This is a genomic window from Enterobacter sp. HG048 (assembly GCF_024702055.1).
In the GTDB taxonomy this organism is placed as follows: Bacteria; Pseudomonadota; Gammaproteobacteria; order Enterobacterales; family Enterobacteriaceae; genus Enterobacter; species Enterobacter dykesii.
Window position 1 is genome coordinate 126,554 of sequence record NZ_JANLIZ010000008.1, and the last position, 19,801, is coordinate 146,354.

The following is a 19,801-nucleotide window of genomic DNA, read 5'->3' on the forward strand; positions in this document are numbered from 1 at the left end:
GAATTCAGATGAGCCAGAACGTATACCAGTTTATCGACCTGCAGCGTGTTGATCCGCCAAAGAAACCGCTGAAGATCCGCAAAATTGAATTTGTTGAAATCTACGAGCCGTTTTCAGAAGGCCAGGCCAAAGCACAGGCAGACCGCTGCCTGTCGTGCGGTAACCCTTACTGTGAGTGGAAATGCCCGGTACACAACTACATCCCGAACTGGCTGAAGCTGGCCAACGAAGGGCGTATTTTTGAAGCCGCCGAGCTGTCTCACCAGACCAACACCCTGCCGGAAGTGTGCGGCCGCGTGTGCCCTCAGGACCGTCTGTGTGAAGGTTCCTGTACGCTGAACGACGAGTTCGGTGCGGTGACCATCGGCAACATCGAGCGCTATATCAACGATAAAGCGTTCGAAATGGGCTGGCGTCCGGACATGACCGGCGTGAAGCAAACCGACAAGCGCGTGGCAATCATCGGCGCGGGCCCGGCGGGCCTGGCCTGTGCGGACGTGCTGACCCGCAACGGCGTGAAGGCGGTGGTCTTTGACCGCCATCCGGAAATCGGCGGTCTGCTGACCTTCGGCATCCCGGCCTTCAAGCTGGAAAAAGAGGTCATGACCCGTCGCCGTGAAATCTTCACCGGCATGGGCATTGAGTTCAAACTGAACGTGGAAGTGGGCCGCGACGTGCAGCTCGACGACCTGCTGAAGGATTACGACGCCGTGTTCCTGGGCGTGGGCACCTATCAGTCCATGCGCGGCGGTCTGGAGAACGAAGATGCGCCGGGCGTGTTTGACGCGCTGCCGTTCCTGATTGCCAACACCAAGCAGATCATGGGCTACGGCGAAACCGCCGACGAGCCGTTCGTCAGCATGGAAGGCAAACGCGTGGTGGTGCTGGGCGGCGGTGATACCGCGATGGACTGCGTGCGTACCTCCATTCGTCAGAATGCGGCACACGTGATCTGCGCCTATCGTCGTGACGAAGAGAACATGCCGGGCTCTAAGCGCGAAGTGAAAAACGCGCGTGAAGAGGGCGTGGAGTTCCAGTTCAACATCCAGCCTCTGGGTATTGAAGTGAATGCCAACGGTAAAGTGAGCGGCGTGAAGATGGCGCGCACTGAGATGGGCGCACCGGATGCGAAAGGCCGTCGTCGCGCCGAGATCGTAGCCGGTTCTGAGCACGTGATCCCGGCCGATGCCGTGGTGATGGCGTTCGGTTTCCGTCCTCACAGCATGGAATGGCTGGCGAAGCACAGCGTTGAGCTGGATTCGCAGGGCCGAGTGATTGCGCCAGAAGGCAGCGACAACGCATTCCAGACCAGCAACCCGAAAATCTTCGCCGGTGGCGATATCGTTCGCGGTTCTGACCTGGTGGTAACGGCGATTGCCGAAGGTCGTAAAGCGGCTGACGGGATCCTGAACTACCTGGAAGTGTAAAAAAACAGGCCCGATTGGGCCTGTTTTTTATTTCACGACGCGAAGAGCCGGACGACCACCGCGCGGAGGCGGATCGTCATCAGGATCATTGTCGTCGTGATGATCGGGTTTATCGCCATCGATAAGTGACATCACCGTGTCGCTTTCGCGCTCGTCGGATGCGTTGTCATCATTCAGGCTGGCAACATCTTCATCATACGCCGCTTCCGGCTCGAACATGGTACCCGCACCGTTTTCACGCGCGTAGATGGCCAGCACGGCTGCCAGCGGCACGGAAACCTGACGCGGCACGCCGCCGAAACGCGCGTTGAAGCGCACTTCATCGTTTGCCAGCTCCAGGTTGCCCACCGCGCGCGGCGCGATGTTCAGTACGATTTGTCCGTCACGCGCGTATTCCATTGGAACCAGCACGCCCGGCAACGTCACATCCACAACCAGGTGCGGCGTGAGCTGGTTATCCAGCAGCCATTCATAGAAGGCGCGCAGCAGATAAGGACGGCGTGGGGTAAGTTGTGACATTTCCACAGTCATTAGCCTCGGCCGAGACGCATTTCACGTTCCGGTTCAGTTAAAGATGCCAGGAAAGAGTCGCGTTCAAATACGCGAGTCATATAGCCCTTCAGCTCTTTCGCGCCAGGACCGCTGAACTCTACGCCCAGGGTTGGCAGACGCCACAGCAGCGGTGCCAGGTAGCAATCCACCAGGCTGAACTCATCGCTCAGGAAGAATGGTTTCTGACCAAACACAGGGGCGATTGCCAGCAGCTCTTCACGCAGTTGCTTACGTGCAGCGTCAGCTTCAGAAGCGGAACCGCTGGTAATCACGTTCATCAGCGAATACCAGTCTTTTTCGATACGCTGCATGTACAGGCGGCTTTCACCACGCGCGACAGGGTACACAGGCATCAGTGGCGGATGCGGGAAACGCTCATCCAGATATTCCATAATGATACGGGATTCCCACAGGGTCAGCTCGCGATCCACCAGCGTCGGTACGCTTTGGCTCGGGTTGAGATCGATCAGATCCTGAGGCGGGTTATCCTTTTCCACATGCTCGATCTCAAAACTGACACCTTTCTCGGCCAGCACGATACGAACCTGATGGCTATAAATGTCAGTAGGACCAGAAAACAGCGTCATTACCGAACGTTTGTTGGCAGCGACAGCCATGAAAACCTCCAGGTATATTCAGAATTTTTACTGCTACCAGCCCAACAGGGGCCAGCCAGATGTTGTATCGCCCATCCCAGAGAAAACACATTGTTCAAGAAACGAACAAAAATCGAGTATTCACCGATATTTGGGCAGAAAATTGGATGATAGTTTACCAGATTTTGATGGCTTTGTGGTGAGGGGATTCTGGAAATGTGGAAAAAGAGAAGATATATGCATGGATATTGTGGATAACCTGCGCATTATCCATAAAAAAACCCGCCGAAGCGGGTTTTTCGCCAATCGTTCTGCGTAAGCAGAATGGATTAACGTTTGGAGAACTGTGGACGACGACGTGCTTTACGCAGACCCACTTTCTTACGTTCAACCTGACGCGCGTCACGAGTAACGAAGCCAGCTTTACGCAGTTCAGAACGCAGGGATTCGTCGTACTCCATCAGAGCGCGGGTGATACCGTGACGGATCGCACCTGCCTGACCGGAGATACCACCACCTTTAACGGTGATGTACAGATCCAGTTTTTCTACCATGTCAACCAGTTCCAGCGGCTGGCGAACTACCATGCGGGCAGTTTCGCGACCGAAGTATTGTTCCAGAGAACGCTGGTTGATTACGATTTTACCACTGCCCGGTTTGATGAAAACGCGAGCTGCGGAACTTTTGCGGCGACCAGTGCCGTAGTATTGATTTTCAGCCATTGCCTATAATCCCGATTAGATGTCAAGAACTTGCGGTTGCTGTGCCGCGTGGTTGTGCTCGTTACCCGCGTAAACTTTCAGTTTACGGTACATAGCACGACCCAGCGGGCCTTTTGGCAGCATGCCTTTAACCGCGATTTCAATCACACGCTCAGGACGGCGGGCAATCATCTCTTCAAAGGTCGCTTCTTTGATACCACCGATGTGGCCGGTGTGGTGGTAGTACATTTTGTCAGTACGCTTGTTGCCGGTTACAGCAACTTTATCAGCGTTCAGAACGATGATGTAATCACCGGTATCAACGTGCGGAGTGTATTCCGCTTTATGCTTACCGCGCAGGCGACGAGCCAGTTCAGTAGCCAGACGGCCCAGAGTTTTACCGGTCGCGTCAACAACATACCAGTCGCGCTGTACGGTTTCTGGTTTAGCTGTAAAAGTTTTCATTAAAAGCTTACCCAAATAATAAGTTACACGTTGGTGAACACCCAAACGTTTAGTCAGTTGAGGTTCACACGACAAAGTCCGGCAAACCTACCCCTTCGAATAGCACATGCCGACACATAGAAAGTTTCGGGAAAAAAACCTTCTCGTAACGTGGGGTCGCAAGATTATAGAGAAGTTGAGGTCAAAGATCGACCCTTAAATGTGATTTGGAATGGGTTTTTCGGGGGTGAGTAGTGTGCGGTCTGGTGCCCTCCCCCCCAGCCCCTCTCCCACAGGGAGAGGGTGGCATTTATGGCATATGCTCCAGCTTCAGATATTCCTCGCTCTGCATCTCCTGCAGGCGCGACAGGCAGCGCTGGAACTCAAACTTCAGCCGCTCGCCCTGGTAAATCTCATATAAAGGTACCTCGGCGCTGACCACCAGCTTGACGTGCCGCTCATAAAACTCGTCCACCAGCGCAATAAAGCGCCGTGCTTCGCTCTCCATCAGCCGCGTCATCACCGGCACGCCCAGCACCATCACGGTGTGGAACAGACGCGAAAGCGCAATATAGTCGTGCTGGCTGCGGGCATCCACGCAGAGCGTCGTAAAGGAGACCGCCAGCGTTTGGTTTTCGACGCCGAGTGTGGGCAGCGGGCGATGGTTAATCTCAAGTTCCGGAGCGTGCTCGCGTTTTGCTCCCGCCAGCGCCAGCCAGAGTGCATCCATCTCGCGGGTGGTCTCTGCATTTAACGGCGAAAGCCACAGGTGCGCCTGGGTCAGCGTGCGCAGACGATAATCGACACCTGCATCGACGTTCATGATGTCGCAGTGCTGCTTGATGGCATCGATGGCGGGCAGGAAGCGTGCCCGCTGCAGGCCGTTGCGGTACAGCTCGTCCGGCGGGATATTCGACGTGGCCACCAGCGTGATCCCGCGGGCAAATAGCGCTTTCATCAGGCCCCCTAACAGCATGGCATCGGTGATGTCAGACACAAAAAACTCATCGAAACAGAGTACGTCCGTTTCCGCCTTGAACCGGTCGGCCACAATCTCCAGCGGATCGCTTTTGCCCTGCAGTGCGGTCAGCTCTTCATGCACCCGCAGCATAAAACGATGGAAGTGCAGACGCTGTTTACGTGCGCCAGGCAGGCTCAGATAAAACAGGTCCATCAGCCAGGTTTTTCCACGACCGACCCCGCCCCACATATATAAACCGCGCACCGGCGCGTGAGCCTGTGGCGCTTTTTTACCGAGCAACCGCCCAAACGCCGCCTTTAGCCCGCCGTTCTGTTCGACTTCAGCGGGTTTTGCCGTGAGCTCCTGGTAAATCATCTCCAGACGGTTTACCGCCTCACGTTGAACGTCGTCAGGCTGATGAGTGCCCTCGTTAAGGGCCAGTTGATAACGCGATGCAGGGGACAGGTTTTGCATAATCTTATTGTTATTCCTTCAATTAACGCTCACCAGCAGACGTGACTGATGAAAAAAAGGCCGTTCTACACTACGCGATGATACGTCAGGATTCCACTTCTGCAGAAATAGCGGTTATAGTGGCATTATCAGGCACAGGCAGGAGCCGAGCCAACACCCTACGGAACAACAAGACAACGGGAGAAGTTCATGACCTGGGAATATGCGCTAATCGGTTTAGTCGTCGGCATCGTCATCGGTGCTGTGGCCATGCGTTTCGGTAATCGCAAATTGCGTCAGCAGCAGTCACTGCAGTACGAACTGGAAAAGAACAAAGCTGAACTGGAAGAGTATCGTGAAGAGCTGGTCAGCCATTTTGCCCGTAGCGCCGAGCTGCTGGACAACATGGCGACCGACTATCGTCAGCTGTATCAACATATGGCAAAAAGCTCCAGCAGCCTGCTGCCGGAAATGACCGCGGAAACCAACCCGTTCCGCAACCGTCTGGCAGACTCTGAAGCCGGTAACGATCAGGCGCCCGTTCAGATGCCTCGCGACTATTCCGATGGCGCGTCCGGCCTGCTGCGCGGCGGTGTAAAACGCGATTAATCGCACAACCAGAATTTATTTTACGGGCGCAGCGATTGCGCCCGTCCTTTCCTGATGACCCCAGCTATCATTTAGTTAAACACCTCATTGTTCAGCGGTTTAAAATTCAATAACATCAACGTGTTTTTAGGGCCGTTTTTCCTTTATTCCAGGTTACGAGAGTCAACATCGATGAAGAAAAAAAACCAGCTGTTGAGCGCTATCGCGTTAAGTGTCGGGTTATCTCTCTCGGCGTCCGTCCCTGTATTTGCCGCCCTACCCTCCCAGGTGCCTGGCCAGGCGGCCATTCCAAGCCTCGCGCCTGTGCTGGAAAAAGTGTTGCCGGCGGTCGTCAGCGTTCAGGTTGAGGGCACCGCAGTACAAAGCCAACGCGTCCCTGAAGAACTGAAAAAATATTTTGGCGATGAGTCTCCCGACCAGCAGGCTCAGCCTTTTGAAGGCCTGGGTTCTGGCGTCATTATTGATGCAGCAAAAGGCTATATCCTGACCAATAACCACGTCATCAGCCAGGCCGATAAGATCAGCGTCCAGCTGAACGATGGCCGTGAATTTGATGCCAAACTGATCGGCGGCGATGACCAGAGCGACATCGCGCTGCTGCAGGTGCAAAACCCGAGCAATCTGACCCAGATTGCCATCGCGGACTCCGACAAACTGCGCGTCGGCGATTTTGCCGTCGCCGTGGGCAACCCCTTTGGTTTAGGGCAGACCGCCACCTCCGGGATCGTCTCGGCGCTCGGGCGCAGCGGCCTCAATCTGGAAGGGCTGGAAAACTTTATCCAGACCGATGCCTCCATCAACCGTGGTAACTCCGGCGGGGCATTGCTCAATCTTAACGGTGAGCTGATTGGGATTAACACGGCGATTCTGGCCCCGGGCGGCGGCAGCATCGGGATCGGTTTTGCTATCCCCAGCAATATGGCCAAAACCCTGGCGCAGCAGCTGATCCAGTTCGGTGAAATCAAACGCGGGCTGCTGGGTATTAAAGGTATGGAGATGAGCGCGGATATCGCAAAAGCGTTCAATATCAACGTACAGCGTGGGGCGTTTGTCAGTGAAGTGCTGCCAAACTCCGGCTCGGCAAAAGCGGGCGTAAAATCGGGGGATGTGATCGTCAGCCTGAACGACAAACCGCTGAACAGCTTTGCAGAACTGCGTTCACGGATTGCCACGACGGAACCTGGCGCCAAAGTGAAGCTGGGCCTGATACGTGACGGCAAGCCGCTTGACGTTGAAGTGACGCTGGATAAGAGCACCTCATCCTCGGCCAGTGCGGAGCTTATCGCCCCGGCGCTGCAGGGGGCGACGTTGAGCGACGGGCAGCTGAAGGACGGTACGAAAGGCATTAGCATCGACACCGTCGAGAAGAGCAGCCCTGCCGCACAGGCCGGATTGCATCAGGATGACGTGATTATCGGTGTAAACCGCAACCGCGTGCAGTCTATTGCCGAACTGCGCAAGGTGCTGGAAACTAAACCGGCGGTTATTGCCCTGCAGGTCATGCGTGGCAATGAGTCCATCTATATTCTGTTGCGCTAAGCATTTGCGACCCGGACATCACCGCTGCGTGTGATGTCCGGATAACTCATGTTATGCTGCAAATCGTTCCTTTTTTAACGACACGCGCATCATGCTTTTAAAGCTCTTACGTTCTACTGTCATCGGTTTGATTGTCGCTGGCCTGCTGCTGCTGGCGCTGCCGTCTTTACGTCAGTTCAATAAACTGTCGGCTCCCCAGTTCGATAGCACGGATGAAACGCCGGCCACCTATAACCAGGCCGTTCGCCGTGCCGCACCTGCCGTGGTTAACGTCTATAACCGCGGCCTGAATACCTCAGCCCATAATCAGCTGGAGATCCGTACCCTCGGCTCCGGCGTGATCATGGACGAGCGCGGCTACATTATTACCAACAAGCACGTGATTAACGATGCCGACCAGATCATCGTCGCCCTGCAGGATGGCCGCGTGTTTGAGGCGTTACTCGTTGGCTCTGACAGCCTGACCGACCTGGCCGTCCTGAAGATTAACGCCACGGGCGGCTTGCCGGTCATCCCGATCAACCGTAAACGTACCCCGCATATTGGTGACGTCGTACTGGCTATCGGTAACCCTTACAACCTGGGCCAGACCATCACCCAGGGGATTATCAGCGCGACCGGTCGTATTGGTTTGAACCCCTCCGGGCGGCAGAACTTCCTGCAAACCGATGCCTCCATCAACCACGGTAACTCCGGCGGGGCGCTGGTCAACTCGCTGGGCGAGCTGATGGGTATCAATACCCTCTCATTCGATAAGAGTAACGACGGTGAGACGCCAGAAGGGATCGGCTTCGCTATTCCGTTCCAGCTGGCGACCAAAATTATGGATAAGCTGATCCGCGACGGACGCGTGATCCGCGGCTATATCGGTATCGGCGGGCGCGAAATTGCGCCGATGCATACCCAGGGCGGCGGTATCGATCAGATTCAGGGCATCGTGGTTAACGAGGTGGCACCGGGTGGTCCGGCGGCCAACGCGGGGATTCAGGTAAACGATGTCATTGTGTCGGTCAACGGCACGCCAGCGGTCTCTGCGCTGGAGACGATGGATCAGGTGGCAGAAATTCGCCCGGGTTCTATCATCCCGGTTGAGGTCATGCGCAACGATAAGAAACTGACGCTGCACGTGACGATTCAGGAATACCCGGCCACTAACTGACAGGCATAAAAAAACGGAGCGATAAGCTCCGTTTTTTTTACCTGGAGACGGTTCGTATTACTTGTTAACGAACTCTTCGCCCAGGGTGATATCTTTCTTCAGCGTATCCAGCATGCCTTCCATCGCGTGTTGTTCAAACGCGCTCAGCGTACCAATAGATTTACGCTCTTCGATACCGTTTTTACCCAGCAGCAGCGGCTGAGAGAAGAAGCGAGCGTGTTCGCCATCGCCTTCAACGTAAGCGCATTCAACAACGCCTTTCTCGCCCTGCAGAGCGCGAACCAGTGACAGACCGAAACGTGCAGCCGCCTGGCCCATAGACAGGGTTGCAGAACCGCCACCCGCCTTCGCTTCCACCACTTCGGTGCCCGCGTTCTGGATGCGTTTGGTCAGGTCAGCCACTTCCTGCTCGGTGAAGCTCACGCCTGGGATCTGCGACAGCAGAGGCAGGATGGTGACGCCAGAGTGACCGCCGATGACCGGTACTTCCACTTCTGTTGGCTGTTTGCCTTTCAGCTCAGCAACAAAGGTGTTGGAACGGATGATATCCAGCGTGGTTACGCCGAACAGTTTGTTTTTGTCGTAAACACCCGCTTTCTTCAGCACTTCTGCCGCGATAGCCACGGTGGTGTTCACCGGGTTAGTGATGATACCGATGCATGCTTTCGGGCAGATTTCTGCAATCTGCTGCACCAGGTTTTTCACGATGCCCGCGTTGACGTTGAACAGGTCTGAACGATCCATGCCTGGCTTACGCGCCACGCCTGCAGAAATCAGCACCACGTCGGCACCCTGCAGCGCAGGACGTGCATCTTCACCGGAGAAGCCTTTGATTTTTACAGCAGTTGGGATGTGGCTCAGGTCAACCGCCACGCCTGGGGTTACCGGAGCAATATCGTACAGGGAGAGTTCTGAGCCTGAAGGCAGTTGGGTTTTCAGTAGTAGGGCAAGCGCCTGGCCGATACCACCAGCAGCGCCGAGGACTGCGACTTTCATCCTAAACTCCTTATTATGGTTAACTTAAGTATCTGTAAATCCGTTGCGGCGACCATAATTCAGCAAGTAAATAATTACAATTTTCGTAGCTAAAGAATTTGAGGTCACGCGACTTTATCTCTCACCAGAAGACTATCTGACGACAGAGGGCAACGCATTAAGAGGTGGTTACAATACACCCTGCCCCGCCACCAAAACAACATCATTTTGATAACATTTAATTTACTTTTAAGCTTATTTGCGCGGCGTGACCCAGGCATGTTTTCTGATAACGAAATCTGATAAAATCACTCCCTTTCATAACATTATTTCAGCCTGGCGCTGAGTAGATAATTTGCATAAAAATTCATCCACATGCATAATAATGTTGTTTCTATCGTCATATTCCGGGTGACTTATGCGAAGCTCGTCTAAGCAAGAAGAATTAGTAAAGGCGTTTAAGGCGCTACTCAAAGAAGAGAAATTCAGTTCTCAGGGAGAAATTGTTCAGGCGCTGCAGGAACAAGGCTTCGATAACATCAATCAGTCGAAAGTCTCCCGCATGTTAACGAAATTTGGCGCGGTGCGTACGCGTAACGCCAAGATGGAGATGGTCTATTGCCTGCCGGCAGAACTTGGCGTGCCGACCACCTCCAGCCCGCTCAAAAACCTGGTTCTGGATATCGATCATAACGACGCCGTCGTGGTGATCCACACAAGCCCGGGTGCCGCGCAGCTGATTGCCCGCATGCTGGACTCGCTGGGTAAAACGGAAGGTATTCTCGGGACTATCGCTGGCGATGACACTATCTTTACCACACCGGCTAGCGGTTTCTCCGTGAAAGATCTCCACGAAGCCATTCTGGTACTGTTCGAGCAGGAACTCTAATCCCCTCTCCCCGTAGCGTCGCTGCGGGGATCGTTCTGCTTCCGCTGCGTTCTCCCCTCTTTTGTACTGCCCTTCACTTTGACAAATAGTGCTTTTTACCACCCATTAACATTGATCTGGTGAATGCTAAATCAAAAAATCGCACAAAAAATCAAAAGCTGATATCCATATGATTTAATTAGATATAGCTATCCACATTGAACAAAAAACGCCCAATATTATGCAATTTGGTTATAAAAAATAGACTACTTAATACGTAATAACAAAGGAAACCATTAGTCTGGTATTAATTTTTACCGTTATTAGTGTATACTTGATTTTGTGATGAGGGTCACGAAACAAGACCCCACTAAAAAATTCGACGAGGTAAGAATCATGAAAATCAAATCAACTGTAGCGGCGCTCAGCGTCCTGTCCGTCCTGTCATTCGGTGCTTTCGCAGCAGACTCTATCAATGCTGACCAGGCGCAATCCCGCCAGGCCATCGGTACGGTTTCTGTCGGCGCGGTCGGCACATCGCCAATGGACATGCATGAGATGCTGAACAAAAAAGCGGAAGAACAGGGTGCGTCATCCTATCGCATCATCGAAGCGCGTTCCGGTGACCACTGGCACGCCACCGCTGAGCTGTACAAATAAGTTTTAGTAATAGCTGAAAACGTAAATCTCCACTCAACGGCACCAGGCATAAAAATAGCGGTTCAACCCTTCTCGCCGTTGAGTAAAAACCCTATTCAGGAGTAAAGACTATGAAAACCAAATTGATCATCGCAACCCTCGGTCTGGCATCCGTTCTCTCTTTCGGCGCGAGCGCAGCGGTACAGCAGGTAAATGCCGACCAGGCACAAAATCTACAGCGTATGGGCAGCGTCTCCGTAACGTCTGTCACCGGTTCACCGATGGATATTCGTCATGAACTTGCCGCCAAAGCTGAAAAAGCAGGCGCCAGCAGCTATCGCGTCACCGAACTGAATCAGGGTGACCACTGGCATGCAACGGCAGAGCTGTATAAATAAACCCTCGTCGTATCTCATCATACGACTTGCCCCTGGCCTCATGGTCAGGGGCTTTTTTTTTCATTCAATGCCGCGCGTTAAAGCGCAGCTGCCCTTCAAGCTCTTCTTCCGCTTCATCGAACAGCAAGATCAGCGCACCAAAACGTCTTCGCAGCTTATCTGGCAAATGGATGAACTCAATTTCCAGCGGTAGCGGCAACAGACTGCCGGTGACCACGTCCCACAGCGTATCCAGATTCGTCACGCTTTCCCGCTCAAGATCAAACACCCGGATAAATTCACGGTAGAAGTCTTCCTGACTGTCGATCTCGTCAAAATCAAACGTATAGGTTTTCATTGCCAGCCACCCAGTCCAGGCGAGCGGCAGATGCCGCCCTGTCTATTATAATCCCCCAATATGCAGGGTTTTAACTTCCAGATACTCTTCCAGCCCCAGCACGGAGCCCTCTCGTCCAAGGCCTGACTCTTTTACGCCGCCAAAGGGGCCGAGCTCCGTGGAGACGGCGCACTCGTTGATGCCGATCATCCCGCTCTCGATGGCCTGTGAAACGCGGAAGACCCGTGAGAGATTCTGGGTGTAGAAGTAAGCCGCCAGCCCATAGGGCGTGTTGTTGGCGCGCTGGATGACTTCATCTTCCGAGGTGAACCGGAAGCACGCCGCCACCGGGCCAAACGTCTCTTCTTCTGCCAGCTTCATGCCCTCATGGCAGTCGCCCAGTACGGTTGGCATCCAGAAATTCCCGCCAAGCGGATGAGGCTTACCTCCTGCCAGTACGGTTGCGCCCCGGGCAACGGCATCGTCGACATGCTCACGCACCTTGTTGACCGCAGAAGGTTCAATCAGCGGCCCGACCACGACCCCGTCTTCAAGACCATTACCCACCTTCAGCGCATTCACCGCATCGGCAAGTTTATTCACAAATCTGTCGTAGACGGTTTCCTGAATATAAAAACGGTTCACGCTGACGCAGACCTGCCCGGCATTGCGGAACTTGTTGGCGATCGCGCCCTTAACCGCTGCGTCGATATCCGCATCCTCAAAAACGATATACGGGGCATTTCCCCCCAGCTCCATCGAGACTTTTTTCATGGTTTCCGCGGCGTTACGCACCAGCGTTTTGCCGACGGAGGTTGAGCCGGTAAAGGAGATTTTACGCACGTCGCGGCTTGCCATGATCGCATCGCTGATTTCATGCGTATTCCCGGCCACGGCGTTGAGAACACCGTCGGGCACTCCGGCCTGTTTCGCCAGCGTAAGCAGCGCAAAGGCGCTGAGCGGCGTGTTATTGGCCGGTTTAATGACCCCGGTGCATCCGGCCGCGAGCGCCGGGCCTAACTTGCGGGTGAGCATGGCCATCGGGAAGTTCCACGGCGTAATCGCCGCGACCACACCAATGGGTTCACGGGTCGCCAGAATGCGTGAGCCGGGTTTGATCGGCGGAATAATTTCACCATTCGCCCGTTTGGCCTCTTCGGCAAACCACTGGATAAAGCTGGCGGCGTACTCGACTTCTCCCTCCGCTTCTTTCAGGGGTTTGCCCTGTTCGGTGGTCATCAACCGCCCGAGCCAGCTTTTATTCTCAATAATCAGTTCGTACCAGCGGTAGAGAATCGCCGAGCGCTCTTTCGCGGTTTTGGCACGCCATGCCGGGAAGGCCTGGGTAGCCGCTGCGATAGCGTCTTCGGTTTGCGCTTTACCCGCTTTTGCGACTTTAGCAATGACCTCGCCGGTCGCGGGATTCAGCACATCAAAGGTTGTATCCAGCGTTTTCCAGATTCCGTTGACCAGATAACCGGTCTGAAAAAGGATGTGGTCCTGAAGCGCCTGGGTCGTCATGTGTTCTCCCTTTCTGAAATGTAAGAACGTGCTGGAATAAGTATAGCCACAAAAAAACCGACGCTTTTGGCGTCGGTTTTTTTACTTCAGTCAGTTATCCGTGAGGGCATTCTGGTAGCGATGCAGCATAAACACCAGCCGTCCTACCGGCTCGGTCACCTGAGGCGGTGCCTCCCAGTGCTTGAGCTTTTCCTGATAAGTATCGAGCTCTTCAAGAAGCTGCGTAAAGTAGCGACGCCGTTTGTCATCGCTGCTGGCAGAAAGCACGTGATCGGCGGTACGACGCAGCTGGCGGTGGTATGCCGACAGATCGTCGTTGATCGGCACGGGCGCGTTACGCAAACGCTGGTGCGCAATGATCATGGTTAACGCCAGGCGGAACTTCGCGATATCGCCCGGGAACTTGTTCAGCAGCAAAAACAGCTGCTGGTAGAGCGCGGGCAGGTGGTTCTCTTTACGGCGCGCGGTATTGGTTGTTAAAGACGACACGGCAGCCGACACAAACTGGTTCAGCAGCACGCGGCCCGTTCTTGCCTGCGAGTTATCCCGCACCAGCAGTATCACCATCATGGCCAGGAAACAGCCCACCAGCTGACCTAACGCACTGTCGAGGAACTGGCTGAAATGAAAGGTCATCGGGTTATCGAGCACGATGATGTTAATCGTACTCGCCAGCGCCCCCAGCGATCCCAGGCGCCGCTTTTGCACTTCAATGCCGATAAAGAACGCCATGACCGCCAGGCTAATACAGAGCAGCAGCATGCTCTGTTGCGTCGACGGGATGATGACCAGGAAATAGAGCGCGCCTATCGGCAACGCGGCAATCGTGCCGTAAAGGAAATCAATGGCGACCATACGCGGGTTAGGCAGACGCATCGCCAGTGCGGTCACGACGGCAATCATCACCATCGCGCCGCTGCCGGACGTCCAGCCCGTCCACAGCCAGAACAGCGTGCCAAGCATGCAGGCAAGCGTCGTACGCCAGAAGTTAACCATCGCGTGATGGCGCTCGGCGGATTCCGCTTTGATCACCACTTCCCCCTGCAGCACCTCTTCTTCCGCCGCGCTGATTTTGGTGTTACCGATCACGCCGCGCTTCAGCAGCAGATAGCGCGTCGCGGCGCCGACCCAGGTGTAGATGGTCACCGGCGTGTCGCGCTCCCCGGTCCAGGCAATCACCCGGCGCATGCGCTTAAGCTGCTTATGCACGTCCTGCACGGTTTCCACCGGCTCGGCAAACAGTTCGCGGAACGTATCGGTGACCACTTCCGGCCGGGTGTTCTGAATCAGATAGGTTTCACAGGCCTGGGTAATCAGCGTCAGAGAGACGGTGTTGAGGGCTTTAAGGCGTCGATTCGCTCGGGCCCAGCGCGACGACTCCATATTAAGGTTGCTGCGCATCCCTTCCAGCGCCTGCGTACGACGTACCAGCCCGCTCCAGGCTTTATCCACCTCTTCGCTGTCGCCATGCTTAATGCACAGCTGCATCAGCTGATACTGGGCAACGATCAGCGCGTCAAGCTCACGGTCGACTTCCTGCTTGATGGAGCGCGGGGAGAAAAGCAGGTCAGCGACGATCGCGCTGACAATACCAATAACAATTTCACTGCATCGCTCCACCGCAAACTGCGGGGCCAGCAGCGGCTCGGACTGGATGGTGATGATAATAATCAGCGCGGTATAGCCCGCCAGTCCCCAGGCGTAGGAGTTCTCCACTTTCACCAGAGACGAGATCCAGGTGCAGAAACCCGCCCAGATGCAGCAGACCATCAGCATCAGCAGCGGGGTGCGGATCATCAAAATAATAATGGTCAGCGCCGCGAAGCAGCCGATAAACGTTCCGATAATACGCAGCATCCCGCGATAGCGGATCGCGCCTGAATAGGGTTCCCCGCCCGCGGCAAAGGCAGGACCCGCCGCGACAATCGCAGCCGTCAGCACTGCCCAGCGAGGGGTTTCAAGCTGGAAGTGGAAGCCAACAAACAGCGCCAGCACGATGGCGCACGCCAGCTTCACGGCGAAGCGAATGTGCTGGCTGGCGATGGAAAAGATACCCATGGCGATTAACCAAACTCGCGCAGGCGATGGGCAATTTTACGGAAGAACGAGTCCTGGCTGGCATCCCGGTCCTTTTCACCGGTGATAACCACCGTCGCCGTGGTACCCGCAGGCCACAGATTTCCCTGCTGTTCATCCAGATGAATACGTACCGGCACGCGCTGGGCCAGACGCACCCACTCCAGGTTGGAATCGACCGTCGCCATCCCTTTGGCATCGTTAGAACTGCTGGAGTTAGTCACCCCTGCAGCAACGCTGTCGACGGTGCCTTTAAAGACGCGGTTGCTGCCGAGCGGCGTGATTTCCGCCCGATAACCCGGACGCACGCCTTCCAGCTTGGTCTCTTCCATATAGGCGAGCACGTAGAAGGAGTTCTGTTTAACCAGCGCCACGGCGGTTGAGCCACGGGTAATGAATTCCCCGGCATAGACGTTGAGGTTGGTGACCCAGCCATCGGACGGCGCGCGGATCACGGTGCGCTCGAGATCGAGCTTCGCCAGATCGCGCGTTGCCTGCGCTTTCGCCAGCTGGTGCAGCACGGTTTGCAGCACGTTGTTGGACTGGTCAATCTCTTCGCGGGACATTGCCTGAACGCCCAGCTGATTACGGCGGCCTGCCTCGCGGCGTTTCTCCGCAGCGAGCGCCTGATAATAGGCCACGTCCGCTTCCGCCTCTTCCAGCGCTTTCTGGTAACGAGGCTGGTCGATGGTGAACAGGACCTGATCTTTTTTCACCAGCTGGTTATCGTGGACGTTAACCGCCGTGATAAGACCGGCTACGTCGGGGGCGATGGCCACCACATCGGCGCTGAAGCGTGCATCACGCGTCCACGGCGATTCGGTGTAATAAACCCAGGCGCGGAAAATAGCGATGAAGGCGAGGATAACCAGCGCCATGGTGATGGCAGTGCGGGAGATATTTCTTGTTAGCGTTTTCACATCAACCTCAGACAAACATGCGCGATATCAGGTAAAACAGGCAGCAATACAGCGCGGTATTGAACAATGCAGGGTGCCAGACGAAATCGTAGATCCCGGTAGGGACCAGCACCTTGCGCACCAGCCAGAAGATCGCCAGTGATAAAAGAAGCTCGAAAAATATCGGTGGGAACGACAAACCGAACACCACGATAACGGGAAACAGACTCATGTTGACCTTGATAAGAGAGAGTGCAGGCTTCAGAATTTTTTAGCGCACGCCACCGCAGGAGAGCAAGAAACGCCGGGCGAGAATGGCGCAGCCGTTATGTAATTAATAATATATTAACGTAACTGTTATGCTGTTATCTATAATATGTGATCTAAATCACTTTTAAGCCAGAGTGAACAATGGAACGTTTAAAACGCATGTCGGTCTTCGCCAAAGTGGTTGAACTGGGCTCGTTTACCGCCGCTGCCCGCCAGCTTCAGATGAGCGTCTCATCCATCAGCCAGACGGTGTCCAAACTGGAAGATGAGCTTCAGGTCAAGCTGCTCAACCGCAGTACCCGCAGCATTGGGCTGACGGAAGCGGGTAAAATTTACTATCAGGGCTGTCGCCGCATGCTGCTTGAAGTGCAGGATGTCCACGAACAGCTCTATGCCTTTAACAACACCCCCATCGGTACGCTGCGCATCGGGTGTTCTTCAACTATGGCACAAAATGTTCTCGCTGCCATGACGGCAGATATGCTGAAAGAATATCCCGGGCTTACCGTTAATCTGGTGACGGGTATCCCGGCGCCGGACCTCATTGCCGACGGCCTGGACGTGGTGATCCGCGTCGGCGCACTGCAGGATTCCAGCCTGTTCTCGCGACGGCTGGGCAGCATGCCGATGGTCGTCTGCGCCTCGAAAAGCTATCTGGCGCAGTACGGTGTTCCGGAGAAACCCGCCGATCTCGCCAACCACTCGTGGCTGGAGTATAGCGTGCGGCCCGATAATGAATTTGAGCTGATCGCTCCGGAAGGGATCTCCACCAAACTGCTGCCGGAAGGGCGGTTTGTCACCAACGATCCGATGACCATTTCACGCTGGCTGGTGGCCGGTGCCGGGATCGCTTACGTGCCGTTAATGTGGGTGATCAACGAGATCAACAGCGGCGTGCTGGAGATCCTCTTCCCGCGCTACCAGTCCGATCCGCGTCCGGTGTATGCCCTGTATACCGAAAAAGACAAACTCCCGCTCAAGGTACAGGTGTGTATTAACTATCTGACCGAATATTTTGTGGACGTGGCGGAGCTGTTTCAGGGGATGCGGGGGAGAAGGAAGGAATAATCGATTTAACGCTGAAAATATATGAGCGTTGAATATTTCCAGGATGAAACTCCTCTGCATTCTGGAATATTCCTTCGTCACTATCAGGAATAGAGAATTGACACTGCCGCCGTCTGCCCTTTACCTTAATAACAGTCAGCCTTTCAGACTGTTATTAATTTGTTGCTGATATGAATAATAAAATGAATTCCGCAGGATGATGTTAAACAAGGAAAACAAATGAATCTATTTGAACAAACACCGCCTTCACGCAGGCGCTATGGGCTCGCTTCGTTCATCGGTTTAATTGCAGGGATTGTCTCCGCCTTTGTCAAATGGGGAGCCGAGGTGCCGCTTCCGCCACGCAGTCCCACCGATTTATTCACCGGCGCATGCGGGCCCGAGCAATTAATAAGAGCCGCCAGCCAGATTGACTGCTCACGAAACTTCTTAAACCCTCCCTATGTATTTTTACGCGACTGGCTGGGCGTCGTCGATCCTAACACGGCGGTTTATACATTTGCCGGACATATATTTAACTGGGTCGGCGTAACACATATTATTTTCTCAATCGTGTTCGCTGTAGGTTATTGTGTAGTTGCGGAAGTCTTTCCGAAAATTAAACTCTGGCAGGGTTTGCTGGCGGGTGCGTTAGCTCAGCTTTTTGTTCATATGATCTCCTTCCCTCTGATGGGGCTGACGCCACCGCTGTTTGAGCTACCGTGGTATGAACACGTGTCAGAGATCGTGGGCCATCTGATCTGGTTCTGGTCGATCGAAATCATTCGTCGTGATTTGCGTAATCGCATCACTCACGAGCCGGATCCGGAGATACCGCTGAGTAACTTACGCTAAAAAAAGGCGCTACATCAGTAGCGCCATTTTTTTAAGCAGGGTCAGGTCAGGCTGTGCCGCCCACCGTCAGGTTGTCTACCTTCAGCGTTGGCTGGCCTACACCAACCGGCAGGCTCTGGCCCTCTTTACCGCAGACGCCCACGCCGTTATCCAGCTTCAGATCGTTACCGACCATGGAGATCTGCTGCATGGCTTCAATACCGGAACCAATCAGCGTCGCACCCTTCACCGCTTTGGTCACTTTGCCTTTCTCTATCAGATACGCTTCTGACGTGGAGAAAACAAACTTACCGGAGGTGATGTCCACCTGGCCGCCGCCAAAGTTTGGCGCGAAGATACCGTAATCAACGGATTCGATAATCTCCTGCGGCGTGGATTTGCCCGGCAGCATGTACGTATTGGTCATGCGCGGCATCGGCAGGTGCGCATAGGATTCACGACGGCCATTACCTGTCGGCGCAACGCCCATCAGACGCGCGTTGAGTTTGTCCTGCATGTAGCCTTTCAGCACGCCGTTTTCGATCAGCACGTTGTACTGGCCTGGCGTGCCTTCGTCGTCGATAGCTACCGAGCCGCGACGATCGCGCATGGTGCCGTCATCCACAACGGTGCACAGTTCAGAGGAGACAAGCTGCCCGATCTGACCGCTGAATACGGACGTCCCGCGACGATTAAAGTCGCCTTCCAGTCCATGGCCTACCGCCTCGTGCAACAGCACGCCCGGCCAGCCAGCGCCCAGCACCACCGGGAATGAGCCCGCCGGCGCCGCGACGGCATTCAGATTCACCAGCGCCATGCGCACGGCTTCTTTCGCCCACGCGTCGGCGCGCGCTTCACCGTCAACATCGCCCAGGAACCAGTCATAGCCGAAACGACCGCCGCCACCGCTTGAGCCGCGCTCGCGTTTGCCGTCGTCATCGACCTGCACGCTGATTGAGAGACGCACCAGCGGACGAACATCCGCTGCCAGAGTGCCATCCGTTGCCGCCACCAGAATCAGTTCATAGACACCGCTCAGGCTGGCAGAGACTTCCTGCACGCGTTTGTCCGCCGCGCGGGCGACTTTGTCTACGCGACGCAGGATATCCAGCTTCTCTTCACGACTCATGCTCTGCAGCGGATCGATGCTGGTATAGAGCGCAGAGTGCTGCACTTCTCCCAGGGTTTTCACGCGACCATCGCCGGTATCACGAACAATAGTACGTGCGGCCTGCGCGCTCTGTTCAAGTGCGGTGAGGCTAATCTGATCGGCATAGGCGAAACCGGTTTTCTCGCCGCTGACGGCGCGGACGCCGACGCCCTGGTCAATGTTGTAGGAGCCATCTTTAATGATGCTGTCTTCTAAAACCCAGGATTCGTGATAGCTCGACTGGAAATAAAGGTCACCGTAGTCGAGACGGCGTTCGGTCAGTTGACCAAGAATGGAGAACAGGTCCTGATGACTCAGGCCGTTCGCTGCGAGCAAATGTTCACTTACCAGGTTCAGACTCATCGTA

At 54.9% G+C, this 19,801-nt stretch carries 21 protein-coding genes; 9 read left to right on the forward strand and 12 right to left on the reverse strand.

Annotated features, from left to right (window positions below; genetic code table 11):
- Positions 1 to 8 precede the first annotated feature (8 nt).
- The gene (gene gltD, locus NUX24_RS11880) at positions 9 to 1,427 is read left to right on the forward strand and encodes a glutamate synthase subunit GltD (protein ID WP_029740079.1); all 1,419 of its coding nucleotides are present in this window, start codon (positions 9 to 11) and stop codon (positions 1,425 to 1,427) included.
- 27 nt (positions 1,428 to 1,454) lie between these two features.
- Here the strand turns inward: gltD and sspB are convergent, their stop codons facing one another.
- The 5 genes from sspB to zapE all read right to left on the reverse strand — a co-directional run bounded on the left by sspB (position 1,455) and on the right by zapE (position 5,155).
- Positions 1,455 to 1,952 carry a ClpXP protease specificity-enhancing factor gene (sspB, locus tag NUX24_RS11885; RefSeq protein ID WP_024906337.1) on the reverse strand — a complete coding sequence of 166 codons (498 nt, stop codon included), beginning with the start codon at positions 1,950 to 1,952 and terminating at the stop codon, positions 1,455 to 1,457.
- 5 nt (positions 1,953 to 1,957) lie between these two features.
- A complete protein-coding gene (gene sspA / locus NUX24_RS11890; protein WP_014885418.1) occupies positions 1,958 to 2,596 on the reverse strand; it encodes a stringent starvation protein SspA in 639 nt (212 codons plus the stop codon).
- Between the two features lie 308 nt (positions 2,597 to 2,904).
- Complete coding sequence (gene rpsI / locus NUX24_RS11895) at positions 2,905 to 3,297, reverse strand: 30S ribosomal protein S9 (protein ID WP_003860436.1); 393 nt, start codon at positions 3,295 to 3,297, stop codon at positions 2,905 to 2,907.
- A 15-nt stretch (positions 3,298 to 3,312) separates the two neighbouring features.
- Complete coding sequence (gene rplM, locus NUX24_RS11900) at positions 3,313 to 3,741, reverse strand: 50S ribosomal protein L13 (protein WP_257831691.1); 429 nt, start codon at positions 3,739 to 3,741, stop codon at positions 3,313 to 3,315.
- Positions 3,742 to 4,030: 289 nt separating this feature from the next.
- Positions 4,031 to 5,155 (reverse strand): cell division protein ZapE, encoded by a 1,125-nt coding sequence (zapE, locus tag NUX24_RS11905; RefSeq protein ID WP_257831693.1) that lies wholly within the window; start codon positions 5,153 to 5,155, stop codon positions 4,031 to 4,033.
- 189 nt (positions 5,156 to 5,344) lie between these two features.
- On the opposite strand from zapE, the gene zapG reads away from it, so the two are divergent.
- The 3 genes from zapG to degS all read left to right on the forward strand — a co-directional run bounded on the left by zapG (position 5,345) and on the right by degS (position 8,441).
- Entirely contained in the window at positions 5,345 to 5,743 is a 399-nt protein-coding gene (gene zapG / locus NUX24_RS11910; protein ID WP_008502832.1) for a Z-ring associated protein ZapG, read from the forward strand.
- Between the two features lie 171 nt (positions 5,744 to 5,914).
- Positions 5,915 to 7,282, forward strand: a complete 1,368-nt coding sequence (gene degQ, locus NUX24_RS11915) for a serine endoprotease DegQ (protein WP_214576882.1) — start codon at positions 5,915 to 5,917, stop codon at positions 7,280 to 7,282.
- A gap of 91 nt (positions 7,283 to 7,373) precedes the next feature.
- Entirely contained in the window at positions 7,374 to 8,441 is a 1,068-nt protein-coding gene (degS, locus tag NUX24_RS11920) for an outer membrane-stress sensor serine endopeptidase DegS (RefSeq protein ID WP_023309386.1), read from the forward strand.
- A gap of 57 nt (positions 8,442 to 8,498) precedes the next feature.
- Here degS and mdh read toward each other — a convergent pair whose 3' ends face one another.
- Positions 8,499 to 9,437 (reverse strand): malate dehydrogenase, encoded by a 939-nt coding sequence (mdh, locus tag NUX24_RS11925; protein WP_023309387.1) that lies wholly within the window; start codon positions 9,435 to 9,437, stop codon positions 8,499 to 8,501.
- A gap of 397 nt (positions 9,438 to 9,834) precedes the next feature.
- Here mdh and argR point away from each other — a divergent pair, with 397 nt between their 5' ends.
- The 3 genes from argR to yhcN (NUX24_RS11940) all read left to right on the forward strand — a co-directional run bounded on the left by argR (position 9,835) and on the right by yhcN (NUX24_RS11940) (position 11,321).
- Positions 9,835 to 10,305 carry a transcriptional regulator ArgR gene (gene argR / locus NUX24_RS11930; RefSeq protein ID WP_023309388.1) on the forward strand — a complete coding sequence of 157 codons (471 nt, stop codon included), beginning with the start codon at positions 9,835 to 9,837 and terminating at the stop codon, positions 10,303 to 10,305.
- A 375-nt stretch (positions 10,306 to 10,680) separates the two neighbouring features.
- Positions 10,681 to 10,944 (forward strand): peroxide/acid stress response protein YhcN, encoded by a 264-nt coding sequence (yhcN, locus tag NUX24_RS11935; protein WP_023309389.1) that lies wholly within the window; start codon positions 10,681 to 10,683, stop codon positions 10,942 to 10,944.
- A 110-nt stretch (positions 10,945 to 11,054) separates the two neighbouring features.
- The gene (gene yhcN / locus NUX24_RS11940; RefSeq protein ID WP_032659672.1) at positions 11,055 to 11,321 is read left to right on the forward strand and encodes a peroxide/acid stress response protein YhcN; all 267 of its coding nucleotides are present in this window, start codon (positions 11,055 to 11,057) and stop codon (positions 11,319 to 11,321) included.
- 64 nt (positions 11,322 to 11,385) lie between these two features.
- Here the strand turns inward: yhcN (NUX24_RS11940) and NUX24_RS11945 are convergent, their stop codons facing one another.
- The 5 genes from NUX24_RS11945 to aaeX form a co-directional block, all read right to left on the reverse strand.
- On the reverse strand, positions 11,386 to 11,658 hold the full coding sequence (locus tag NUX24_RS11945; protein ID WP_008502839.1) for a barstar family protein: 273 nt from the start codon (positions 11,656 to 11,658) through the stop codon (positions 11,386 to 11,388).
- A gap of 45 nt (positions 11,659 to 11,703) precedes the next feature.
- Positions 11,704 to 13,158: an NAD-dependent succinate-semialdehyde dehydrogenase gene (locus tag NUX24_RS11950; protein ID WP_257831700.1), complete on the reverse strand. Its 1,455-nt coding sequence runs from the start codon at positions 13,156 to 13,158 to the stop codon at positions 11,704 to 11,706.
- A gap of 90 nt (positions 13,159 to 13,248) precedes the next feature.
- On the reverse strand, positions 13,249 to 15,216 hold the full coding sequence (aaeB, locus tag NUX24_RS11955; RefSeq protein WP_047650955.1) for a p-hydroxybenzoic acid efflux pump subunit AaeB: 1,968 nt from the start codon (positions 15,214 to 15,216) through the stop codon (positions 13,249 to 13,251).
- A 5-nt stretch (positions 15,217 to 15,221) separates the two neighbouring features.
- Entirely contained in the window at positions 15,222 to 16,154 is a 933-nt protein-coding gene (gene aaeA, locus NUX24_RS11960; RefSeq protein ID WP_047650974.1) for a p-hydroxybenzoic acid efflux pump subunit AaeA, read from the reverse strand.
- A 7-nt stretch (positions 16,155 to 16,161) separates the two neighbouring features.
- Positions 16,162 to 16,365: a p-hydroxybenzoic acid efflux pump operon protein AaeX gene (gene aaeX / locus NUX24_RS11965; protein WP_003860416.1), complete on the reverse strand. Its 204-nt coding sequence runs from the start codon at positions 16,363 to 16,365 to the stop codon at positions 16,162 to 16,164.
- Between the two features lie 179 nt (positions 16,366 to 16,544).
- Between aaeX and aaeR the strand changes: the two genes are divergently transcribed.
- Together aaeR and NUX24_RS11975 are read left to right on the forward strand one after the other, a co-directional pair.
- On the forward strand, positions 16,545 to 17,471 hold the full coding sequence (aaeR, locus tag NUX24_RS11970) for an HTH-type transcriptional activator AaeR (protein ID WP_126329180.1): 927 nt from the start codon (positions 16,545 to 16,547) through the stop codon (positions 17,469 to 17,471).
- Positions 17,472 to 17,690: 219 nt separating this feature from the next.
- Entirely contained in the window at positions 17,691 to 18,305 is a 615-nt protein-coding gene (locus tag NUX24_RS11975) for a YagU family protein (protein WP_257831709.1), read from the forward strand.
- Positions 18,306 to 18,351: 46 nt separating this feature from the next.
- Here the strand turns inward: NUX24_RS11975 and tldD are convergent, their stop codons facing one another.
- A complete protein-coding gene (gene tldD / locus NUX24_RS11980) occupies positions 18,352 to 19,797 on the reverse strand; it encodes a metalloprotease TldD (RefSeq protein ID WP_029740073.1) in 1,446 nt (481 codons plus the stop codon).
- Between the last annotated feature and the right edge of the window lie 4 nt (positions 19,798 to 19,801).

Coding starts and splice junctions, on each gene's coding strand:
- gltD (WP_029740079.1), top strand. CDS start 9: ATGAGCCAGAACGTATACCAGTTTATCGACCTGCAGCGTGTTGATCCG.
- sspA (WP_014885418.1), bottom strand. CDS start 2,596: ATGGCTGTCGCTGCCAACAAACGTTCGGTAATGACGCTGTTTTCTGGT.
- rpsI (WP_003860436.1), bottom strand. CDS start 3,297: ATGGCTGAAAATCAATACTACGGCACTGGTCGCCGCAAAAGTTCCGCA.
- rplM (WP_257831691.1), bottom strand. CDS start 3,741: ATGAAAACTTTTACAGCTAAACCAGAAACCGTACAGCGCGACTGGTAT.
- zapE (WP_257831693.1), bottom strand. CDS start 5,155: ATGCAAAACCTGTCCCCTGCATCGCGTTATCAACTGGCCCTTAACGAG.
- zapG (WP_008502832.1), top strand. CDS start 5,345: ATGACCTGGGAATATGCGCTAATCGGTTTAGTCGTCGGCATCGTCATC.
- degQ (WP_214576882.1), top strand. CDS start 5,915: ATGAAGAAAAAAAACCAGCTGTTGAGCGCTATCGCGTTAAGTGTCGGG.
- degS (WP_023309386.1), top strand. CDS start 7,374: ATGCTTTTAAAGCTCTTACGTTCTACTGTCATCGGTTTGATTGTCGCT.
- mdh (WP_023309387.1), bottom strand. CDS start 9,437: ATGAAAGTCGCAGTCCTCGGCGCTGCTGGTGGTATCGGCCAGGCGCTT.
- argR (WP_023309388.1), top strand. CDS start 9,835: ATGCGAAGCTCGTCTAAGCAAGAAGAATTAGTAAAGGCGTTTAAGGCG.
- yhcN (WP_023309389.1), top strand. CDS start 10,681: ATGAAAATCAAATCAACTGTAGCGGCGCTCAGCGTCCTGTCCGTCCTG.
- yhcN (WP_032659672.1), top strand. CDS start 11,055: ATGAAAACCAAATTGATCATCGCAACCCTCGGTCTGGCATCCGTTCTC.
- NUX24_RS11945 (WP_008502839.1), bottom strand. CDS start 11,658: ATGAAAACCTATACGTTTGATTTTGACGAGATCGACAGTCAGGAAGAC.
- NUX24_RS11950 (WP_257831700.1), bottom strand. CDS start 13,158: ATGACGACCCAGGCGCTTCAGGACCACATCCTTTTTCAGACCGGTTAT.
- aaeB (WP_047650955.1), bottom strand. CDS start 15,216: ATGGGTATCTTTTCCATCGCCAGCCAGCACATTCGCTTCGCCGTGAAG.
- aaeX (WP_003860416.1), bottom strand. CDS start 16,365: ATGAGTCTGTTTCCCGTTATCGTGGTGTTCGGTTTGTCGTTCCCACCG.
- aaeR (WP_126329180.1), top strand. CDS start 16,545: ATGGAACGTTTAAAACGCATGTCGGTCTTCGCCAAAGTGGTTGAACTG.
- NUX24_RS11975 (WP_257831709.1), top strand. CDS start 17,691: ATGAATCTATTTGAACAAACACCGCCTTCACGCAGGCGCTATGGGCTC.
- tldD (WP_029740073.1), bottom strand. CDS start 19,797: ATGAGTCTGAACCTGGTAAGTGAACATTTGCTCGCAGCGAACGGCCTG.